This window comes from Caballeronia sp. GACF4, assembly GCF_023631025.1.
In the GTDB taxonomy this organism is placed as follows: Bacteria; Pseudomonadota; Gammaproteobacteria; order Burkholderiales; family Burkholderiaceae; genus Caballeronia.
In genome coordinates this window covers 79,626-96,746 of sequence record NZ_JALQDW010000025.1, presented here as the reverse complement: position 1 = coordinate 96,746, position 17,121 = coordinate 79,626, and the positions used below count along the sequence as shown (strand labels likewise).

The 17,121-nt window shown below is 62.6% G+C and carries 14 protein-coding genes; 3 read left to right on the top strand and 11 right to left on the bottom strand.

What is annotated here, in order from left to right:
- The first annotated feature begins 2 nt into the window (after positions 1-2).
- Positions 3-1,430 carry an aldehyde dehydrogenase family protein gene (locus tag NCR40_RS22750; RefSeq protein ID WP_250510719.1) on the top strand — a complete coding sequence of 476 codons (1,428 nt, stop codon included), beginning with the start codon at positions 3-5 and terminating at the stop codon, positions 1,428-1,430.
- Positions 1,431-1,486: 56 nt separating this feature from the next.
- Here the strand turns inward: NCR40_RS22750 and NCR40_RS22745 are convergent, their stop codons facing one another.
- The 10 genes from NCR40_RS22745 to NCR40_RS22700 form a co-directional block, all read right to left on the bottom strand.
- Positions 1,487-3,229, bottom strand: a complete 1,743-nt coding sequence (locus NCR40_RS22745) for a GMC family oxidoreductase (RefSeq protein ID WP_250510853.1) — start codon at positions 3,227-3,229, stop codon at positions 1,487-1,489.
- Between the two features lie 23 nt (positions 3,230-3,252).
- Positions 3,253-4,269 carry an ABC transporter substrate-binding protein gene (locus tag NCR40_RS22740; RefSeq protein ID WP_244830130.1) on the bottom strand — a complete coding sequence of 339 codons (1,017 nt, stop codon included), beginning with the start codon at positions 4,267-4,269 and terminating at the stop codon, positions 3,253-3,255.
- Positions 4,270-4,512: 243 nt separating this feature from the next.
- Positions 4,513-4,860, bottom strand: a complete 348-nt coding sequence (locus NCR40_RS22735; protein WP_250510718.1) for a cupin domain-containing protein — start codon at positions 4,858-4,860, stop codon at positions 4,513-4,515.
- Positions 4,861-4,885: 25 nt separating this feature from the next.
- Positions 4,886-5,863: a M14 family metallopeptidase gene (locus NCR40_RS22730; RefSeq protein ID WP_250510717.1), complete on the bottom strand. Its 978-nt coding sequence runs from the start codon at positions 5,861-5,863 to the stop codon at positions 4,886-4,888.
- Positions 5,860-7,326, bottom strand: coding sequence for an NAD-dependent succinate-semialdehyde dehydrogenase (locus NCR40_RS22725; protein WP_244830133.1), 1,467 nt, complete (start codon positions 7,324-7,326; stop codon positions 5,860-5,862). Before NCR40_RS22725 ends, NCR40_RS22730 begins: the two co-directional genes overlap by 4 nt.
- Positions 7,327-7,336: 10 nt before the next feature.
- On the bottom strand, positions 7,337-8,416 hold the full coding sequence (locus NCR40_RS22720; RefSeq protein WP_250510716.1) for a tartrate dehydrogenase: 1,080 nt from the start codon (positions 8,414-8,416) through the stop codon (positions 7,337-7,339).
- Positions 8,417-8,549: 133 nt separating this feature from the next.
- Entirely contained in the window at positions 8,550-9,047 is a 498-nt protein-coding gene (locus NCR40_RS22715) for an Lrp/AsnC family transcriptional regulator (protein WP_244830135.1), read from the bottom strand.
- A 45-nt stretch (positions 9,048-9,092) separates the two neighbouring features.
- A complete protein-coding gene (locus NCR40_RS22710; protein WP_244830136.1) occupies positions 9,093-10,523 on the bottom strand; it encodes an aspartate aminotransferase family protein in 1,431 nt (476 codons plus the stop codon).
- A 139-nt stretch (positions 10,524-10,662) separates the two neighbouring features.
- A complete protein-coding gene (locus NCR40_RS22705) occupies positions 10,663-11,589 on the bottom strand; it encodes a 2-hydroxyacid dehydrogenase (RefSeq protein ID WP_250510715.1) in 927 nt (308 codons plus the stop codon).
- Between the two features lie 5 nt (positions 11,590-11,594).
- Entirely contained in the window at positions 11,595-12,470 is an 876-nt protein-coding gene (locus NCR40_RS22700; protein ID WP_250510714.1) for a GNAT family N-acetyltransferase, read from the bottom strand.
- Between the two features lie 200 nt (positions 12,471-12,670).
- On the opposite strand from NCR40_RS22700, the gene NCR40_RS22695 reads away from it, so the two are divergent.
- Entirely contained in the window at positions 12,671-14,485 is a 1,815-nt protein-coding gene (locus tag NCR40_RS22695; RefSeq protein ID WP_250510713.1) for a DNA-binding protein, read from the top strand.
- 169 nt (positions 14,486-14,654) lie between these two features.
- Positions 14,655-15,677: a polysaccharide deacetylase family protein gene (locus tag NCR40_RS22690; protein WP_250510712.1), complete on the top strand. Its 1,023-nt coding sequence runs from the start codon at positions 14,655-14,657 to the stop codon at positions 15,675-15,677.
- Here the strand turns inward: NCR40_RS22690 and NCR40_RS22685 are convergent, their stop codons facing one another.
- Positions 15,678-16,802: an MraY family glycosyltransferase gene (locus tag NCR40_RS22685; protein WP_250510711.1), complete on the bottom strand. Its 1,125-nt coding sequence runs from the start codon at positions 16,800-16,802 to the stop codon at positions 15,678-15,680.
- Between the last annotated feature and the right edge of the window lie 319 nt (positions 16,803-17,121).

Here is a 17,121-nt window from a genome sequence, read left to right as displayed (position 1 = left end):
GCATGTCACACTCATTGCAGTTCTACATCGATGGCGCGTGGGTCGAACCGGCCGGCACGCGACGTCTGCCCGTGATCGATCCCTGCACGGAAGAAGCGTTTGCAGAGATCGCACTCGGCGATGCGCGCGATGTCGATCGCGCGGTTGCAGCCGCGCGGCGTGCATTCGAAACGTACTCGCGGACACCGGTGTCAGAGCGCGTTGCGTTGCTCGAACGCATACTCGAAGCGTACCTTGCGCGTTACGACGAGATGGCCGAAGTCATCACGCGTGAAATCGGCGCGCCTTCCAAGTTATCGCATGCGTGGCAGGCGTCGCTCGGCAAGCGGCATATCGAAGAGACCTTGCGCACGGTCGCGCGCTTTCAGTGGCAACGCAGGAAGGGCACGACGCTCATTAACCACGAACCGGTCGGCGTCGCTGCGCTCATCACGCCGTGGAACTGGCCGATCAACCAGATCGTCTGCAAGGTCGCGCCCGCGCTCGCTGCGGGTTGCACGGTGGTGCTCAAGCCAAGCGAAGTATCGCCGCTGAATGCGCTCTTGTTTGCCGAGATTCTCGATGCGGCAGGCGTGCCGCCGGGCGTGTTCAATCTCATCAATGGCGACGGTCCGACCGTGGGCGCGGCGCTGTCTTCGCATCCGGATGTGGACATGGTGTCGTTCACTGGCTCGACGCGCGCGGGAGTCGAGATTGCGAAGCTGGCCGCGCCGACCGTGAAGCGCGTGCATCAGGAACTGGGCGGCAAGTCGGCGAACATCCTGCTTGACGATGTCGATCTGGAAGCGGCCGTGACGGCGGGCGTGAACTCGTGCTTCGGCAATAGCGGTCAGTCGTGCAATGCGCCCACGCGCATGCTCGTGCCTGCATCGCGTCATGCAGAGGCCGTGGAGATCGCGCGGCGTGCGGCTTCGAAGCAGCGCGTCGGCCCCGCCGATGCGGACGGCACGACGATGGGCCCGGTCGTCAGCGACGTGCAGTTCACGCGCGTGCAGCGGTTGATTGGCATCGGCATCGAAGAAGGCGCGGAGTTGGTGGCGGGCGGTTTGGGGCGTCCGGACGGGTTGGAACGTGGTTACTACGTGAAGCCGACGGTGTTCGCTGGTGTGGATCCTTCGATGACGATTGCGCGCGAGGAAATCTTCGGGCCGGTGCTTGCGATCATGCCGTATCGCGATGACGAAGAAGCAATTGCGATTGCCAACGATACGCCGTTCGGGCTTGCGGCTTACGTGCAGTCTGGGGATAAGGAGCGGGCGCGGAAGGTGGCGCTACGCATGCGCGCGGGTAGCGTTTATGTGAACTATCCGGCGTGGGATGCGGGGTCGCCATTTGGCGGATATAAGCAGTCGGGGAATGGGCGCGAGTATGGGGAGTGGGGATTGGAGGCGTTTTTGGAGGTCAAGGGGATTGTGGGGTTTGGGGAGTAGTCAAGCGCACGCGCCTCGATTCTTAGCGCGCGTGACGCGACCGCCAATCTCACGCCCTACGATATCCGCTTCGACCCATACCCATCCACCACTCCGACCTCGCTCGCAAAGCGATTGGCGTTCGACTCCGCCCGCAGCATATCCGCCACGCGCTCGGCCATCATGATCGTCGGCACATTCGTATTGGCACAGGGTATCGAAGGCATCAGCGAGGCGTCGCATACATAAAGACCATCGACGCCATACACCGCGCCGCGCGCGTCAGTCACGGCGAGCGGATCGTTTTCAGCGCCCATGCGGCATGTGCCCGACGGATGCCACGTTCCGCCAACCGATCGTGTCACGAACCGCGTGAGCGCTTCGTCATCGTTCATCAAGTCGGCGATACTCACGCCCTGCGTCACCACGCGTCGGATCAGCCATCCACGCAACGGTCCCGCAACATCCAGCAGCGCACTCAACGCGCCGCGCTGCAACGCGTTCCACATTCCCGGCACGGCGACCGCTGCGACGCGCGGCGAATAGCTCGACGGAAACACGATGTCGCGATGCGCATCCATCGACGCCGCGTTAAGTGTTTGCGCGCCGAAGCGCAAGGCAAGCTTGAGCCGTTCGAGGTCGCGCGTATCGGAAAGCATGGCGAAATCGACCTTCGGTTCATCGAGTGGATTCGCCGATGCCAACGTCACCCGCCCGCGCGAATACGACTTGTTGACCCAAAAGAAGATCGTGCCGAGCCGATAACCCACCGAATGCCAGCCGGAACGCGAAAGAATCGCGCCGTGCATGTCGCCGGGCACGGTGTCATCGAGATGTGATGAGAAGCGCACGATCGCCTGCTCGTGATGCTCATCGGGATAAGGCGTGCGCGCCGAACGCGGCAAAAACGCGGACACCGCAATCGACGGATGCTCCATCAGATTGCCGCCCACGCCCGGCCGGTCCGCGCATACTTCGATGCCGAGCGCAGCCAACGCTTGCGCCGGCCCGATGCCGCTGCGCATGAGCAACGCGGGACTGTGTATCGCGCCCGCCGAGACGATCACGCGCCGCGCGTGCACATCTTCGTGCGTGCCATCCGGCCGCAGGATGCGCGCACCGATCGCGCGTTTGCCATCGAACAAAATGCGATCGACGACGAGACCCGTGCGGATCGATAGATTCACGCGTTTGCGAGTGGCATCGTCGAGATAACAGATGGACGTCGGAATACGTTCGCCCGCCGCGCTCACCGAGAGCGAGCCGATAAACGCGCCGTCTTGCCAGGGCCCGTTCTGATCGTCATGTAATGGATGGCCGCTCTTGCTAAGCGTATCCAGCACGGCGCGCACGAACGGCGAGATGCGCGCCCACTTCGGTCGCTGAATGCGCAGCGGTCCGTCCGAGCCGTGATAGGGGCCGGCGAAGTCGCAATCGGTTTCGAGCTTGCGGAAGTAGGGCAGGCAGTTCTGCCAGTTCCAGCCATCGGCCCCGAGCGTGTCCCACTCGTCGTAATCGGCGGGCGCGCCGCGATTGGCCATCAGCGCGTTGATCGCGGAACCGCCGCCGAGAATGCGCGCTTGCTCATAACGTCGAACGGGCGCGAGCGCGCTCATGCGGGCCTTCAACTGCCGCCAGATGTTGTTCGTATCGAGATAAGCGCGCCCCGGATAGCGGCTGCGAACCGCGTCCGGCATGGTGCTCGCGGAGATGTCGCGGCCCGCCTCGACGAGGCATATGTGCCTGCCTGCGTCCTCCGACAGGCGCGCGGCCAGCACGCAGCCCGCCGAGCCGCCGCCGAGAATCAGATAATCGATCATGCCGGAACGCGCGCGCTGCACGCTCACTGCATGAACTTGAGCCACCGCGCCTTGGCCTGAATGCCCGGGTCCGATGCCCACCATTCTTCCTGCATCAGCGCTTGTTTCGCGGCATTGGCCGGTGAACTCGGCAGCTCGGATGCGCGCTTCTCGCTGATCTTGCCGGTCTTGAACGCGGCCGGATTGCCCGGACCGTAATCGATATACGTCGGCAGGTTCGCCTGCAATTCCGGCGAAAGCGCGGTATTGAGGAAGCGCACCGCATCGTTGAGGTTCGGCGCGTTCTTCAGGATGCACAACTGCGTGTTCTGCAGGATGCCGTCGTTGAAGGTGAAGTCCACGTCCGGATCGTCCTTGCGCACGGCGCTCGCGCGTCCGTTCCAGATCATCGTCATGTCGACTTCGCCGTCGTGCAGCAACTGCGCCGACTGGCCACCCGAGGTCCACCATACCGTGATGTTCGGCTTGATCTCTTCGAGCTTCCTGAACGCGCGATCGACATCGAGCGGATAGAGCTTGTCGCGCGCCACGCCGTCCGCGAGCAAGGCGGCTTCGAGCACGGTCTGCGGGTCGTTGCGCAAGGCGCGCGTGCCGGGGAAACCCTTCACGTCCCAGAAGTCCTTCCAGCTTTGCGGCACCTTCTTGAGCGTTTTCTTGTTGTAGCCGATGACGGTCGAATAAAACTCGTACGCCGCCGAATAGGGCGTGCGGTATTGCTCGGGCATCGCGGCCGCGTTGGGGATCTTCGAGAAGTCGAGCTTTTCCAGCAAGCCTTCGCGCCCGCCGCGCAGACAGTTCGACGTCGGGGTATCGATCACGTCCCAGATCGGCTTGCCGGTAGCGGCTTGCGCTTTGACTTGCGGCCATGCATCCGGAATGCTGTCCTGCTTGATCGTGATGCCGAGTTCTTTCGCAGCGGGATCGAGAATCGCCTTGGTCTGCGCTTCCTGATAAGCGCCGCCTTGCGACACGAAAGTGATGCTGCCCGCGGCAAAAGCCGGTGCCGCGCCGCCCAAGGCCATGCCAAGCGCGAAAGTCATGGCAAGCGGGCGAAGCGTGAGACGGGAACAACTGAACCTTGCAATATTGATCACGGCGTTTCCTCGACAAGGTTGAAGCGAAGGACGTCTTGCAGGTCGCGCCGTCACTGCGGATGAGCATGTCATCGCGCAAGAACGACGCGGGTCTGAGCAAAAATATATTGGGTCAAATTCGCTGGAGCAACGCCGCAATTGTTGGAGGCTCCATGACCTTAGGTTATGCCCTGCAATTCAAGAAACGCTTCACTGGAAGATCACGTAGACCTTGCGCATGGTCTCCTCGACTTCCCATGTTCCTTCGGTGTTCGCCGCGAAAAACAGCGTGTCGCCGCCCGTGAAGTGCACGGTGTCTTCGCCATCGGGCGTGAAGCGTCCGCTTCCGGCAAGAAAGTGCATGACTTCCGCTTCCTTGACCGAGCGACGATACGTGCCCGGCGTGCATTCGAACACGCCGGTGTCGATGTTCTCGCTGCCCGGAATCACGCGCTGTACGCCCGAAACCCTGACTTGCGGTGTGCCCGGAAGGCCTGCCGTGCCCCAGTCTTCCAGGCCTTGTAGCCCGATGCTCTGCTTGATCTGCTGAACTTTCATATGGTCGTGTCTTGTCGATCAAATGTTATTGCGATGCAGCGATACGCTGTTCTATCTTCCCAAGCCTCACCACCGTCACGCCCGCGCGCAATTGGCGCAGCGAAGGCATGACGAGCATGCAATCGGCATAGGGCGTGCGGACCGCTTCGCCTTCGGACCAGCCGATCACGCTACCGGCTTCCGGAAAGACTTCGAGTCCGGTGTAGGCATCGGCGAAACGGAAGTCGAGGCTCTTTGCCACGACAGGTTCCGTCACGCGCACGATCAGCATCTCCGGCGGTGACGGCTTGATCCATCCAATGGGAAGATCGGCCTCATCGAGCACGTCGGCAAGGCGGAGAAAGCGCGCCGTGACGTCGCGCGCCACGTCCACCGCGCTTGCTTCCCAGTGCTGTCCGCATTCGATCAGTAGCGCGTTCTTCTCGCTGGCCGGATCGCCAAAGCCTTCGTAATCGCGCATGCGGCGGCCTTCGGGATGGCCTTCGTCGCAGATCACGGTCGCGGGCGTGCCGAGTTGCGCCGACAGCGCAATGCCTTTATCGAGCGGTCCCGCGACGATCAGTGGCGCGCTCTTCTCGTGCATCGAATGCAGGTCGAGCAGCAGATCCACCGTGTCGATGACCGGACGCATCGCGCGGGCGCGGCGCAGTTCGCTCGAATCGCGCGAGGTGTCGTCGAGCGTCTGCGCGGTCCACACGCGGTTGAAGTCCTGATCGACGAAGCGCGAGGCATCCGGCTTCGCGGCATCGAAGCGTCGATAGGCATCGACATTCGCAAACGCGAGCGTGAGCTTGCCGCGCCGCGGGCGCACTTTCGCGCGCAGGAGTTCATCGACTGCAATCGCGCCGCACACTTCGTTGCCGTGCGTGAGCGCGTTGATCATCACGTGAGGACCGGCCACGCCCGAATCGAAGGTATGCACATAAGGGATGCCGGTGTTGCCGGCCTCATGCGCGCTGATGTCCGGAAACGTGACCTGAATGGGATAAGCCGTCGCGTTCATTCGAGACCGCCCTGACAGAGATATTTGATCGACAGATAGTCGTCGAGGCCGTACTTCGAGCCTTCTCGGCCGTAGCCCGATTCCTTCACGCCGCCGAAAGGCGCGGCTTCGCTCGCGAGCGCGCCTTCGTTGATGCCGACGATGCCCGCTTCGAGCGCACGTGCCACGCGGTCGATGCGCTTCACGTCCTGGCTGTAGAAGTACGATGCGAGGCCGAAGGGCGTGTCGTTGGCGGCGCGAATGCCTTCGGCTTCGTCGTCGAAACGAAAGAGCGGCACGACAGGACCGAAGGTTTCCTCGCAGCTCAGTTGCATGTCGGGCGTGGCATCGGCGAGCACGGTCGGCGCGTAGTAGTTCGCCCCGAGTTCCGTGAGCCGCTTGCCGCCCGCGAGCACGCGTGCGCCGCGCGCGACAGCGTCATCGACATGGCGGGCGATCTTGTCGACCGCGCGCGAGTTGATCATCGGGCCGATCTGCGCTTTCGGGTCGGTCGCGGGCGCAACCTTCAATGCAGCGACGCGGTTACTGAGCAAGTCCGCGAAGCGCTCGTACACGCCGGACTGCACGAACACGCGATTCGGGCACACGCAGGTCTGTCCGCCGTTGCGGAATTTCGAGGCCATCAGGCCGGTCACCGCCGCGTCGAGATCGGCGTCATCGAACACGATGAAAGGCGCATTGCCGCCGAGTTCGAGCGAGAGCTTCTTCAGCGTATCCGCCGACTCGCGCGCGAGATACTTGCCGACAGGAGTCGAACCCGTGAAGGTGATTTTGCGTACGCGGCTGTCCTGAAGCCAGTCGGCGACCGCGGGCACCGCGCTCTCCCGCGACGAACTGATGAGATTCAACGCGCCCGCCGGCACGCCCGCCTCGTGCGCGAGCATGACGAGCGCAAGCGCGGTCAGCGGCGTGTCTTCGGCTGGCTTGCCGACGACCGTGCAGCCCGCCGCGAGCGCGGGCGCGATCTTGCGCGCAATCATCGCGAGCGGAAAGTTCCACGGCGTGATGGCCGCGACGATTCCCACCGGTTCTTTCACCGCGCTCATGCGCTTGCCGCGCTGCTGTTGCGGAATGATGTCGCCGTAAATGCGCGTAGCTTCGTCGGCAAACCACGCCACATAAGACGCGCCGTACAGCACTTCGCCGCGACCTTCGGCAAGCGGCTTGCCTTGTTCGAGCGAGATGAGTTCGCCGAGCGCGTCGGCATTCTCGACGATCAGCGTGTGCCAGCGGTGCAGCACCGCCGCGCGATCCTTCGGCAGCGTGTCACGCCAAGCGGGAAACGCGCGCGCGGCGGCATCGGTGGCGGCGCGGGCATCGGCGGCGCCGCTGTCGGCTACTTCGACGATGACTTCGCCCGTCGCCGGGTTCGTCACGGCAAAGCGCTTGCCGTCGGCGGCCGCCACCCATTTGCCATCGATGAAATTATCGGCGCGGATCAGATCGCTCAATGTATGGCTCATGGCAGCTCCTTTAAAGCAGACGTTGCGCGACGGCTTGCCCGACTTGCGTCGTGTTCGCCTTCCCGCCCAGGTCGCCGGTATGCGGGCCTTCCTTGAGCGTTGCCTCGATGGCGGCGAGGATCGCGTCGTGGGCCTCGCGCTCCTTGCCCGTGCCGTTGCCGAGGAAGTCGAGCATCATCGCGGCCGACCAGATCATGGCGATCGGGTTCGCAACGCCCTTGCCCGCGATATCGGGCGCCGATCCATGCACCGGCTCGAACAGCGACGGGAAGTTGCGCTCCGGATTCATGTTGGCCGAAGGCGCGATGCCGATGGTTCCGGTGCACGCCGGCCCGAGGTCCGAAAGAATGTCGCCGAAGAGATTGGTGGCAACGACCACATCGAAGCGATCCGGGCTCAAGACGAAGCGCGCGCACAGAATGTCGATATGCTGCTTGTCCCACTTGACGTCCGGATACTGCTTCGCGATCTCCGCGGCACGCGCATCCCACCACGGCATGCTGATCGAGATACCGTTGCTCTTGGTCGCCACCGTGATGGTCTTTTCGCGGCGTTGCGCGAGATCGAACGCGAACTTCAGCACGCGCTCCGCGCCCTTGCGCGTGAAGATGGAGGTCTGCGAGACGAACTCGCGTTCCGTGCCCTCGAACATCGCGCCGCCGACCGACGAATACTCGCCTTCGGTGTTTTCCCGCACGATCATGAAGTCGATGTCGCCCGCCTTGCGATTCGCGAGCGGCGAGGGCACGCCTTCGAAAAGACGCGCGGGACGCAGGTTGATGTACTGGTCGAACTCGCGGCGAAACTTGAGCAGCGAACCCCACAGCGAAATATGATCGGGCACGGTCTGCGGCCAGCCCACCGCGCCGAACAGAATGGCGTCCGTGTCCTGCAATTGCGCCTTCCAGTCGTCGGGCATCATCTGGCCGTGCGCCGCGTAGTAATCACAGCTCGCCCATTCGATATGTTTGTATTCGAGCGCAATGTCAAAGCGCTTGCTCACGGCATCGAGCACGCGAATGGCTTCGGGCATCACTTCCTTGCCGATGCCATCGCCGGGAATAACCGCAATACGATATTTGCTGGACATGAGGATCTCCGCTTTCGTTTAGTCAGGAACCACGCGCGCGAGGGTCGTGCGCCGACCCGCCCGCGGCGCGAGCGTTCGAAGCTTCAATACAGGAAACAAGGATAACAACGCGCGTGAATGCGCGTTGCGGTGGTCAGTGCTGGCTTGGCGAGAAGAGCGTTTCGAGCGGGTAATGCGTTTTCGCGAACGCCGTCTTGATGATGACGTAGCTGAAGTACTTCTCGATGCCGATATCCCGCTCCAACAGCCCTTCGACGATGTTTTGATAATGGCTCACGCTGCGCGTGACGAACTTCAGCAGATAGTCGTAGCCGCCGCTCGCCAGATGACATTCGACGATCTCGTCCACGTCTTTCACCGCATTCACGAACTTGATGAAGTCTTCGCGCCGGTGATCCGCCAGCGTGACTTCGGTGAAGACCACCTGAATGTCGCCGAGCTTCTCCAATTGAATCTGCGCGCCGTAGCCCACGATATAGCCCGCCTTTTCCAGACGCTTCACGCGAATCAGGCAAGGGCTTGGCGATAAGCCGACTGCATCGGCGAGTTCGACATTGGTGATGCGTCCGCGCTTTTGCAATTGCGAGAGGATGCGCAGGTCGATTCGGTCCAGCTTGCAGTCGGTGCTCATCGTGGGAGGCGGGGCGGGACATGTCGGAGAAGTCGGTCGATGGTATCACGCAGCCACGCGACGATTAAATCCCGTTGCACCGCCTGCCGCGCCGCCCAGCGCCGCGCGCACTTCCGCTTGTGCGAGGACGTCGTCGAGTGTCTTCGTGAGACGCTCGAACATCATGTCGAAATTGGCTTCCGTGTAGCACAACGCCGGTGCAAAGCCGAGGATGTTGTCGCCGAACGCGCGGAACACGAGGCCGTTGGCGTACGCGGCAGCGGCGATGCGGTCCGGCAGTTTGAGCGAGGCGTCGAAGCCGCGCTTGGTCTCTTTGTCGGCGACGAGTTCGAGCGCGCCGAGCAGACCGCGATGCCGCGAATGTCCGACGAGCGGATGCGCAAGCAGCGAATCGAGCCCTTCGGCAAAGCGCGGCGCCCGCGCCTGGCCGTTTGCGAGCAGTCCGCCTTCGTGATAAAGCCGCATGACTTCGAGACCGATCGCCGCGCTCACCGGATGCGCCGAATAAGTGTGACCGTGACCCACGGCCACGCCATTGTTCGTACCCGACGCGATGCCTTGATAGACGGCATCGGACATGAGGACGGCGCCCATCGGCGCGTAACCTGCCGTCAGGCCCTTGGCGACCGTCATCAAGTCCGGTTCCACGCCTTCGCCTTCGCACGCGAAGAGCGGGCCGGTGCGCCCGAAGCCGGTGATGACTTCATCGGCGACGAAGAGGATGTCCAGTTGGCGGCATGCTTCGCGCATGGCCTTGAGCCAGCCGACAGGCGGCACGATCACGCCGCCCGAACCTTGAATGGGCTCGCAGAAGAATGCGGCGACGTTCTCCGCGCCGAGCGCTTCCACCTTGGCCCGCAGCGCCGCCACCGACGCGGTGATGAGCGCGTTGTCGTCCGCGTAGTCGTTGCGATACGCGTACGGCGAGGGGATGTGATGCTGCGTCGCGAGCGGCAGATCGAAGTTGCGATGGAACGCGGGCAGCGCGGTCAGCCCCGCACCAACCGACGACGAGCCGTGATAGCCGCGTTCCAGCGCGATGAAGTGCTTCTTCGCCGGACGGCCGGTCGCGTTGTAGTAGTGCGTGATGAAGCGCAGCGCGGAATCGACCGCATCCGAGCCGCCGAGCGTGAAGTACACATGCGTAAGCGATGCCGGCGCGAGATCGACCAGCTTTTCGGCCAGTTCGATAGCCGGTTCGGAGCCGAAGTGGAAGTAGCCGGTCGCGTAAGGCAGACGCGCCATCTGTTTCGAGGCCGCCTCGACGATGCTCGCATGACCATAGCCCGTGTTCACGCACCAGAGGCCGGAGAACGCGTCGAGCAGTTCCTTGCCTTCGATATCGCGCAAGAAGACGCCGTCCGCCGAATCGAGCACGGTGACGCCGCGCGCTTCATGGGCGCGGTAGCTTGCGACTGGGTGAATCAGATGTTTGCGGTCGGATTCGACCAGGGCTTGCTTGGATTGATTCGACATGAGCGGGCTCTTCTCGGAAGTAAGCTGGACCGTTCCATACTATCGGGGGAGCGCCGTCGGGCGCATCGCCAAATAAATCGCGGAAAAGCAAATATGCGGCGTTTTGCGGGGCGTGCGCAGCATTTTGTGCTGAGGCGCCTCAGTAGCCCCGGCTGCGGTCTATCTGACCGATCATCGGCTGCCCTTCGCGATGCCGGCGCAAATTGTCGAGCACCACGTCCACCGCTGTTTCCGGCCGCGTCGCGCTCGCGATATGCGGCGTCAGACGCACGCGCGGATGCGTCCAGAACGGATGCGTGTCGGGCAAAGGCTCGGGATCGGTGACATCGAGAATGGCGGCGTGCAGATGGCCGCTATCGAGCGCATCGAGCAAATCGTCCTGATTCACTTGCGGACCGCGCCCGACGTTGATGAACGACGCGCCTGGCGGCAGCGCGGCGAACACGCGCTTGTTCAGCAGGCCGCGCGTGGAATCGGTGAGCGGCAAGAGGCACACCAGCACATCGGTGCGGGCGAGGAAGGCATCGAGCGACTCGACACCCGCATGACATTCGATGCCTTCCAGTTCATGCGCCGAGCGGCTCCAGCCCGCGCACGCAAAGCCGAAACGGTGCAACTGTTTCAGCACGGCCGTGCCGAGCATGCCGAGGCCCAGCACGCCGACACGCCGCGTGGATGCCGCGCGCACCGGCATTGCACGCCATACGCGTTCGCGTTGCTGCGCCGCGTAGTCGAAGAGATCGCGATGCACGGTGAGCACCGCCTGCGTCACGTATTCGACCATGCCCTCGACGATGCCCGGCTCGACCATCCGCACCACGGCGATGCTGGACGGCACGGCGGACAGATCGAACTGGTCGATGCCCGCGCCCACCGAGAAGATCACTTCGAGATTCGGCAGCGCGCGCGTGAGGTCGGCGGGCGGTTGCCATGCGGCCAGATAGAGGATGGACGCGGCATCGCCGATATCCGGCCACAGGCGAAACGGTGTCTCGGGCGCCTTGCTGGCGAAAAGCTGCGCCCACTGTCTGCCGCGCTCGGGGTCGGCCTTATAGAGAAGAGCCATCGTATTCAACCCACTGCCTGATTGACGATGCCGAACTGGCCCACCGACGCGTCCGGCCGCGGCGCACCATTGCGCGCCATCTTGACGACCGCATCGACCTGCCTGAGTCCCAGTTGTTCGAGCCACGGCGTGAGGCCGCTGTCGCCCGGCGTATCCATGCGGGTAAAGGCGCCTTCGTTGGCGGCAAGCCAATGCGCAACCAGCGCCTGCGCGCGCTGCAACCGTTCCTGACCTTCGCCCGTGGCGATGACCGGACCGATGGCGTGGCCGCGCCCGAATGGCCGCATCAGCGCGAAGCCGACGATCTCGCCGCCGGATTCCAGCGCGACGCCTTGCGCCACGCCGAGCAGTTGCTGCAGAATCGCGCCGCGATCCACACCGGCCGCGCGCGATGCCAGTTCGGCGAGACGCGGCGTATCGGCGGATTCGAGCGGACGCAGGCTTTCACCGGCCTGCAGCAAAATGGCGGGTGCGCGAAAATCGGCCGATTGATGTTGATGCAAGGTGCCGATTGGCTCGAAACCGAGCTTGTCGTAGAGCGGCTGTCCGGCGGGCGTCGCGTGCAGGAGGGTGACGCGGGAGCCGAGCGCATCGAGCAGCAGTTCCATCAGCTTTCGCCCGATGCCGTGCCCTTGCCGGTCGGGCGCGACGATGACCATGCCGAGCGAGCCGGCATCCTCGCCGAACTTCCAGTAGAGGGCGGTGCCGACCACGCGCTCGCCTTCCTGCGCGATGAAGCCGGCGCCAGCGTCGAGAACGAAGCGCCAGTCGTCGGCGCGGTGCGGCCATTTCACTTGGACCGACAGCGCATGCGCGGCGTCGATGTCGCGGGCTTCGAAGGGTCGGTACAGAATGGTTGAGCGTATTTCGGCAACGGACACGGCGCACTCCAGGGACGGGGACGCATGCTACTTTGACAGCCGCGAACGACCCGGGCTAGGACGATCCTGCTGCGCCGCGAGCGGGGCTTCGCGCGATGGCAGGCGCCGCGCCGTGCACGGAAAATGACGGATCTCGCGGCGAACGTAGTAACGTTACGCCAGTCGATGTTTTATCAGGCAAATACAGTGTTGAGGGGCACATGTCAGAGTCAAGCACCATTACGGATCAACAGGTCGCATCGATCGCGCAACGGTTGAGCGGAGAAGGCCGCGAGTTGTCGCCATTGACCGTCTGGAACGAAATCCGCAGCGGCTCCATCATCGAGGTGGCAAACGCGTTGCAGCGCTGGAAAGCGGCACAGGAGCCGCAAGCCGCGCCCACACCCGTCGACGACGAAGCGAGCTTGCCGCAAGGCGTCGCCGAGACGCTTCTGAACGCGGCGCATCAGCTTTGGGCGGGCGCGCATCAACAGGCCGGGCAACGCTTCCAACCACAATTGCGCACGCTGGATCAGCGGCTTACGGCCACGCTCGCGGAACGCGACGAAGCGCTCGCCGGTTTCCAGCAGGCCGACGAGGAAGCCGGCCGCGAGCGCCAGCAGCGCAACAATCTGGCGCAGGCGTTACAGGCTTCGGAACAGACGGTCGAACATCTGCGCAGTGCGCTTGCCGATGTGAGCGCCCGCGCCGAGACCGCCGAACGGCGCGTCGAGGAACTGACGCAGCGGGAATCGATGGAGCAGGGCAGGCTTGCGGCGGCGATCGCCTCCTTCGAGGAAGCGCAGCGTTCGCAGGAAGCGTTGGCCGCGTCGATCTCGGATAAGGATGACGAGCTCGCCCGAATTGCGCGGGAGCGGGACGAAGCGCGCCATGCGCATGAGGCGCTCACGGCATCCGTCGCGGCGAAGGACGACGAGATTGCGCGAATCGTCCGCGAACGCGACGACGCGTTGAACGCGGCGACAGTCGGCAAGCACGAGGAGATCGCGCGCATCGTCCAGGAGCACAACGATGCCTTGCACGTGGCCGTCTCGCAAAAGGACGAGGAGATCGCGCGCTTCGTGAGCGAGCGCGACGACGTGCGGCAGGCGCATGAAGCGCTGAGCGCGCATGTCGCGAGCAAGGACGACGAGATTGCCAGCCTCGTTCGACAACGCGACGAGGCGCGTCAAAGAGCCGAGGCGCTGCAGCATGAAAGCCAGGCGAAATCCGATGAAGCGCAACGCTACGCGCATGAAGCGGGCGTTACCGCCGAACGCGTGGCGGCGGTCGAGCAGCAAGCGAACGAGCGTTTTGCGCGTATCGCGGAACTCGAAGTCGAACTCGACGCGGCACGCGGTGCGCTAAACGAGTTGCAACAGGCTCACGCGGCCAAGCACGATGAAGCCACGGCGCAGTCCGGCGAGCTTCAGCGTGTCGCACGAGAACTCGAAGCGGCGCGTTCGCAGATCAGCGCGTTGAACGAGCAAAAGGACGCGGCAAGCGCCGACGCCGCCCAGCGCGCGCAAGATGCCGCCGCTGCCCGCGAGCGCGCGGAGAATGCCGAACAGCAGGCGGCATTGCTGCAGGAGCGTTTGGCCGAACAGGAACAACGCGAAGCCGATGCAAGAAGCACTCACGCCTCGCAGCGCATGGAACTCGAGGCACGCGGCGTCGCGGTGGAAGGCGAGATCGCCGCTTTGCAACGGCAGATCACGACACAGGCCAAGGATCATACGAAGGCCTACGACAAGCTGCGCACGCAGGCCGAAGAATGGGTCAGTTATGCCAAGGACCTGAAACAGCGGCTCGACGGCGCGAACGAGAAACTGCTCTTCATCGATGCACGCAGCACCGGCGAAGTCGCGCTCATGCGCCGGCTTGCGCTGGAACTCGAACGGCTCAAGCCGGACCATGAACTCGTGTTGCGTGAAGCGCAGCAAAGGGTAATCGGCGACAAGATGGTCCAGCAGCTTGCGCAGAAGGGCTATCGTTATGACCCGGCTACTTCGGCGATTTCGAAGATCGAAGAGTAGGCGTTAATCAAGCGGAACTCGAGTGAGAACGTCAAGCGGGCCATCGTCGATGGCCCGCTTCGTCTAAGTGCGGTAGCCCACCATCGTCGGCGGGGAAATCAGCGAACATGCGCATGCATCAAGCATCGTTCGCCTGATTCATTTCTCTTCCACGACGAAAAGCCGCTTCATGACATTCGACCATGGGGTGTTCACGGTCTCGCTTGACTTCGAATTGCTCTGGGGCGTGCGCGAGACGCGCACCATCGAGAGCTATGGCGCGAACCTGCGCGGCGTGCGCGAGGCCATTCCGCGCATGCTCGATGTCTTTGCCGCAAACGGCATTCACGCGACATGGGCCACGGTAGGCTTTCTTTTTCATCGCAATGCGGATGAACTTCGCGCGGCTTTACCGCCGCCTTCCCTGCGGCCGAATTACGTGCGCGCAGGCATTTCCCCTTATGAATATATCGATGCAGGCCAGGCGCTCGATCCGCTTTATCACTTCGCGCCCGAACTCGTCGAACGCATTGCGGAGCAGCCTGGTCAGGCTATCGGCACGCACACCTATTCGCATTACTACTGTCTAGAACAAGGTCAGGGCTTGCGCGAATTCGAAGCGGATATCGAATGCGCCACGGAGGTTGCCAGGCGCGCAGGCTTGCGGTTGAAGAGCATCGTATTTCCGCGCAACCAGTGCAATGAAGACTACCTTGCGGCGCTCGCGCGGCATGGCATCGTGTGTTATCGCGGAACACAAGGCGGTCACGCTTATGCGGCCTCCGACAAGGCAGGGCAAGGCTATCTGCGCCGCGCAACGCGTTTGCTCGATGCTTATATGAACGTGTCCGGACACAATACCCATGCGCTCGAATCATGCTTCGAAAGCGCGCCTTTCAATTTTCCGGCAAGCAGTTTTCTGAGGCCTTATTCAAGCAAATGGGCAATGCTCGATGGCTTGCGCCTTGGACGAATAAAAAATGCCATGACCGATGCGGCGCTCAACAAGCGCCTTTATCACCTCTGGTGGCATCCGCATAACTTCGGCCGCAATATCGCGCAGAACATCGCGTTTCTTGAGCGCATTGCCGAGCACTATGTTCTGCTGCGCGAACGCCACGGCTTCGCTTCGCTCAACATGGAGGAGCTTAGCGAGCTGGCGGCCACGCGATTGGTCGATCAAACAAGCTTGCCTGCCGCCGAGCCTGCGTGATCAACGGCGGGTTTCGGAGGCGGTCGGAGCAATCGACGAATGCGCGGTGAGAAAACGCGGCGTCCTGAAACGCACGATGCTTGCATAGAACCATACGTAGACCGCGATGAACATCGCGCCGGTGACGAAAAGCGCAAGCGGCCGGTCCCAGAACACCGTTGCGGGCGCGACGCCCACAGCGCACAACACCCACAGATAAGGCGATGTGCGGCCATTGCGGCGCGCGCGCTGACGCACATCGCTATAGTCCGATCCTTTGAGTGCAATGCGCTTGTAGATGAGCGTGTGAAGGTGCACGCCATCTGGTTCGCTCACGGGTCGGCCTCGCACGAACTTGCGGCGATAGATCGAGAACACGGTTTCGAAGAGCGGATAGATGGCGACGACAGCCGCATACCACGCCGACACGGAAGGATGCCGCGCGATCAGCAGCACGAGCAATTCGGCCATGACAAAGCCGATAAAGTATGCACCGCCATCGCCCAGGAAAATGTGGGCGCCTGGATAATTCCATACGACGAAGCCAAGGATGGTGCCGATCATGGTCAACGCGACGCTCATGATCAGCCAGTCACCGACTTGATGCGCGACGAACCCTATCGAAGCGAAGATCAGGATGGACGAGACCGATGCGAGGCCATTCATGCCGTCAATGAGATTGATTGCGTTCGTGAGCCCCGACACGGTCAGCACGGTGAGGCCGACCGCAAGCGGCATGAGTTGAAGCCCGTGATCGACCACCGGCAGATCCACGCGAACCAATACCGCATGCAACGCATAGACGCCGCCGATCGACCCTGCCATGGCCGCGAGCAGACGCGCACGCGGGCTTACATGCTTGGTCAGGTCTTCGAGACAGCCGGCCAGGAACGGTAAAGCGGCGCACGCCAATAACAGCATCGACTCGCCGCGTGGATTCGCACCGAAGAGGCCGCCCATCATGAACGTGATTGCCGTTCCGCCGACGATGGCCGCACCGCCCACGCGTGGCACGGGGACCGCATGATTCTTCTGCACTCCATTGAGGTCGGTGTCGAGTAAATGCGATCCCGCATGACTCGCATAACGCACGATCCAAAGAGTCAGACAAAACGAAGTCAGGCAACCGAGAGCGAGGTTTAGCATTGTCTTATGCTCGTCTTAAACGCGGACGGTCGTTAATTTCAGTGAGGACGAACTATCGTTCGGCGAGACCGAAGCATGCAGATAGTCCAGGAAGTAAGCGGCGCAACATCGACGAAACTGAAAAACGAAAAGCAACGGAATGAGATGACAAGGCGGTACATCGCGCTTACGGCTAACGGCTATTTCATCAAGCCATTTGCTTTTTGCCGTATTTACTGATTAATTAGGGAAACCCCCATGATTAAATGCCTTTCGGAGTCCAAATATCATCTCGCGGAGTGCAGCGAAGTGAGCATCTTTTTTTGAAGATGAAATGTGG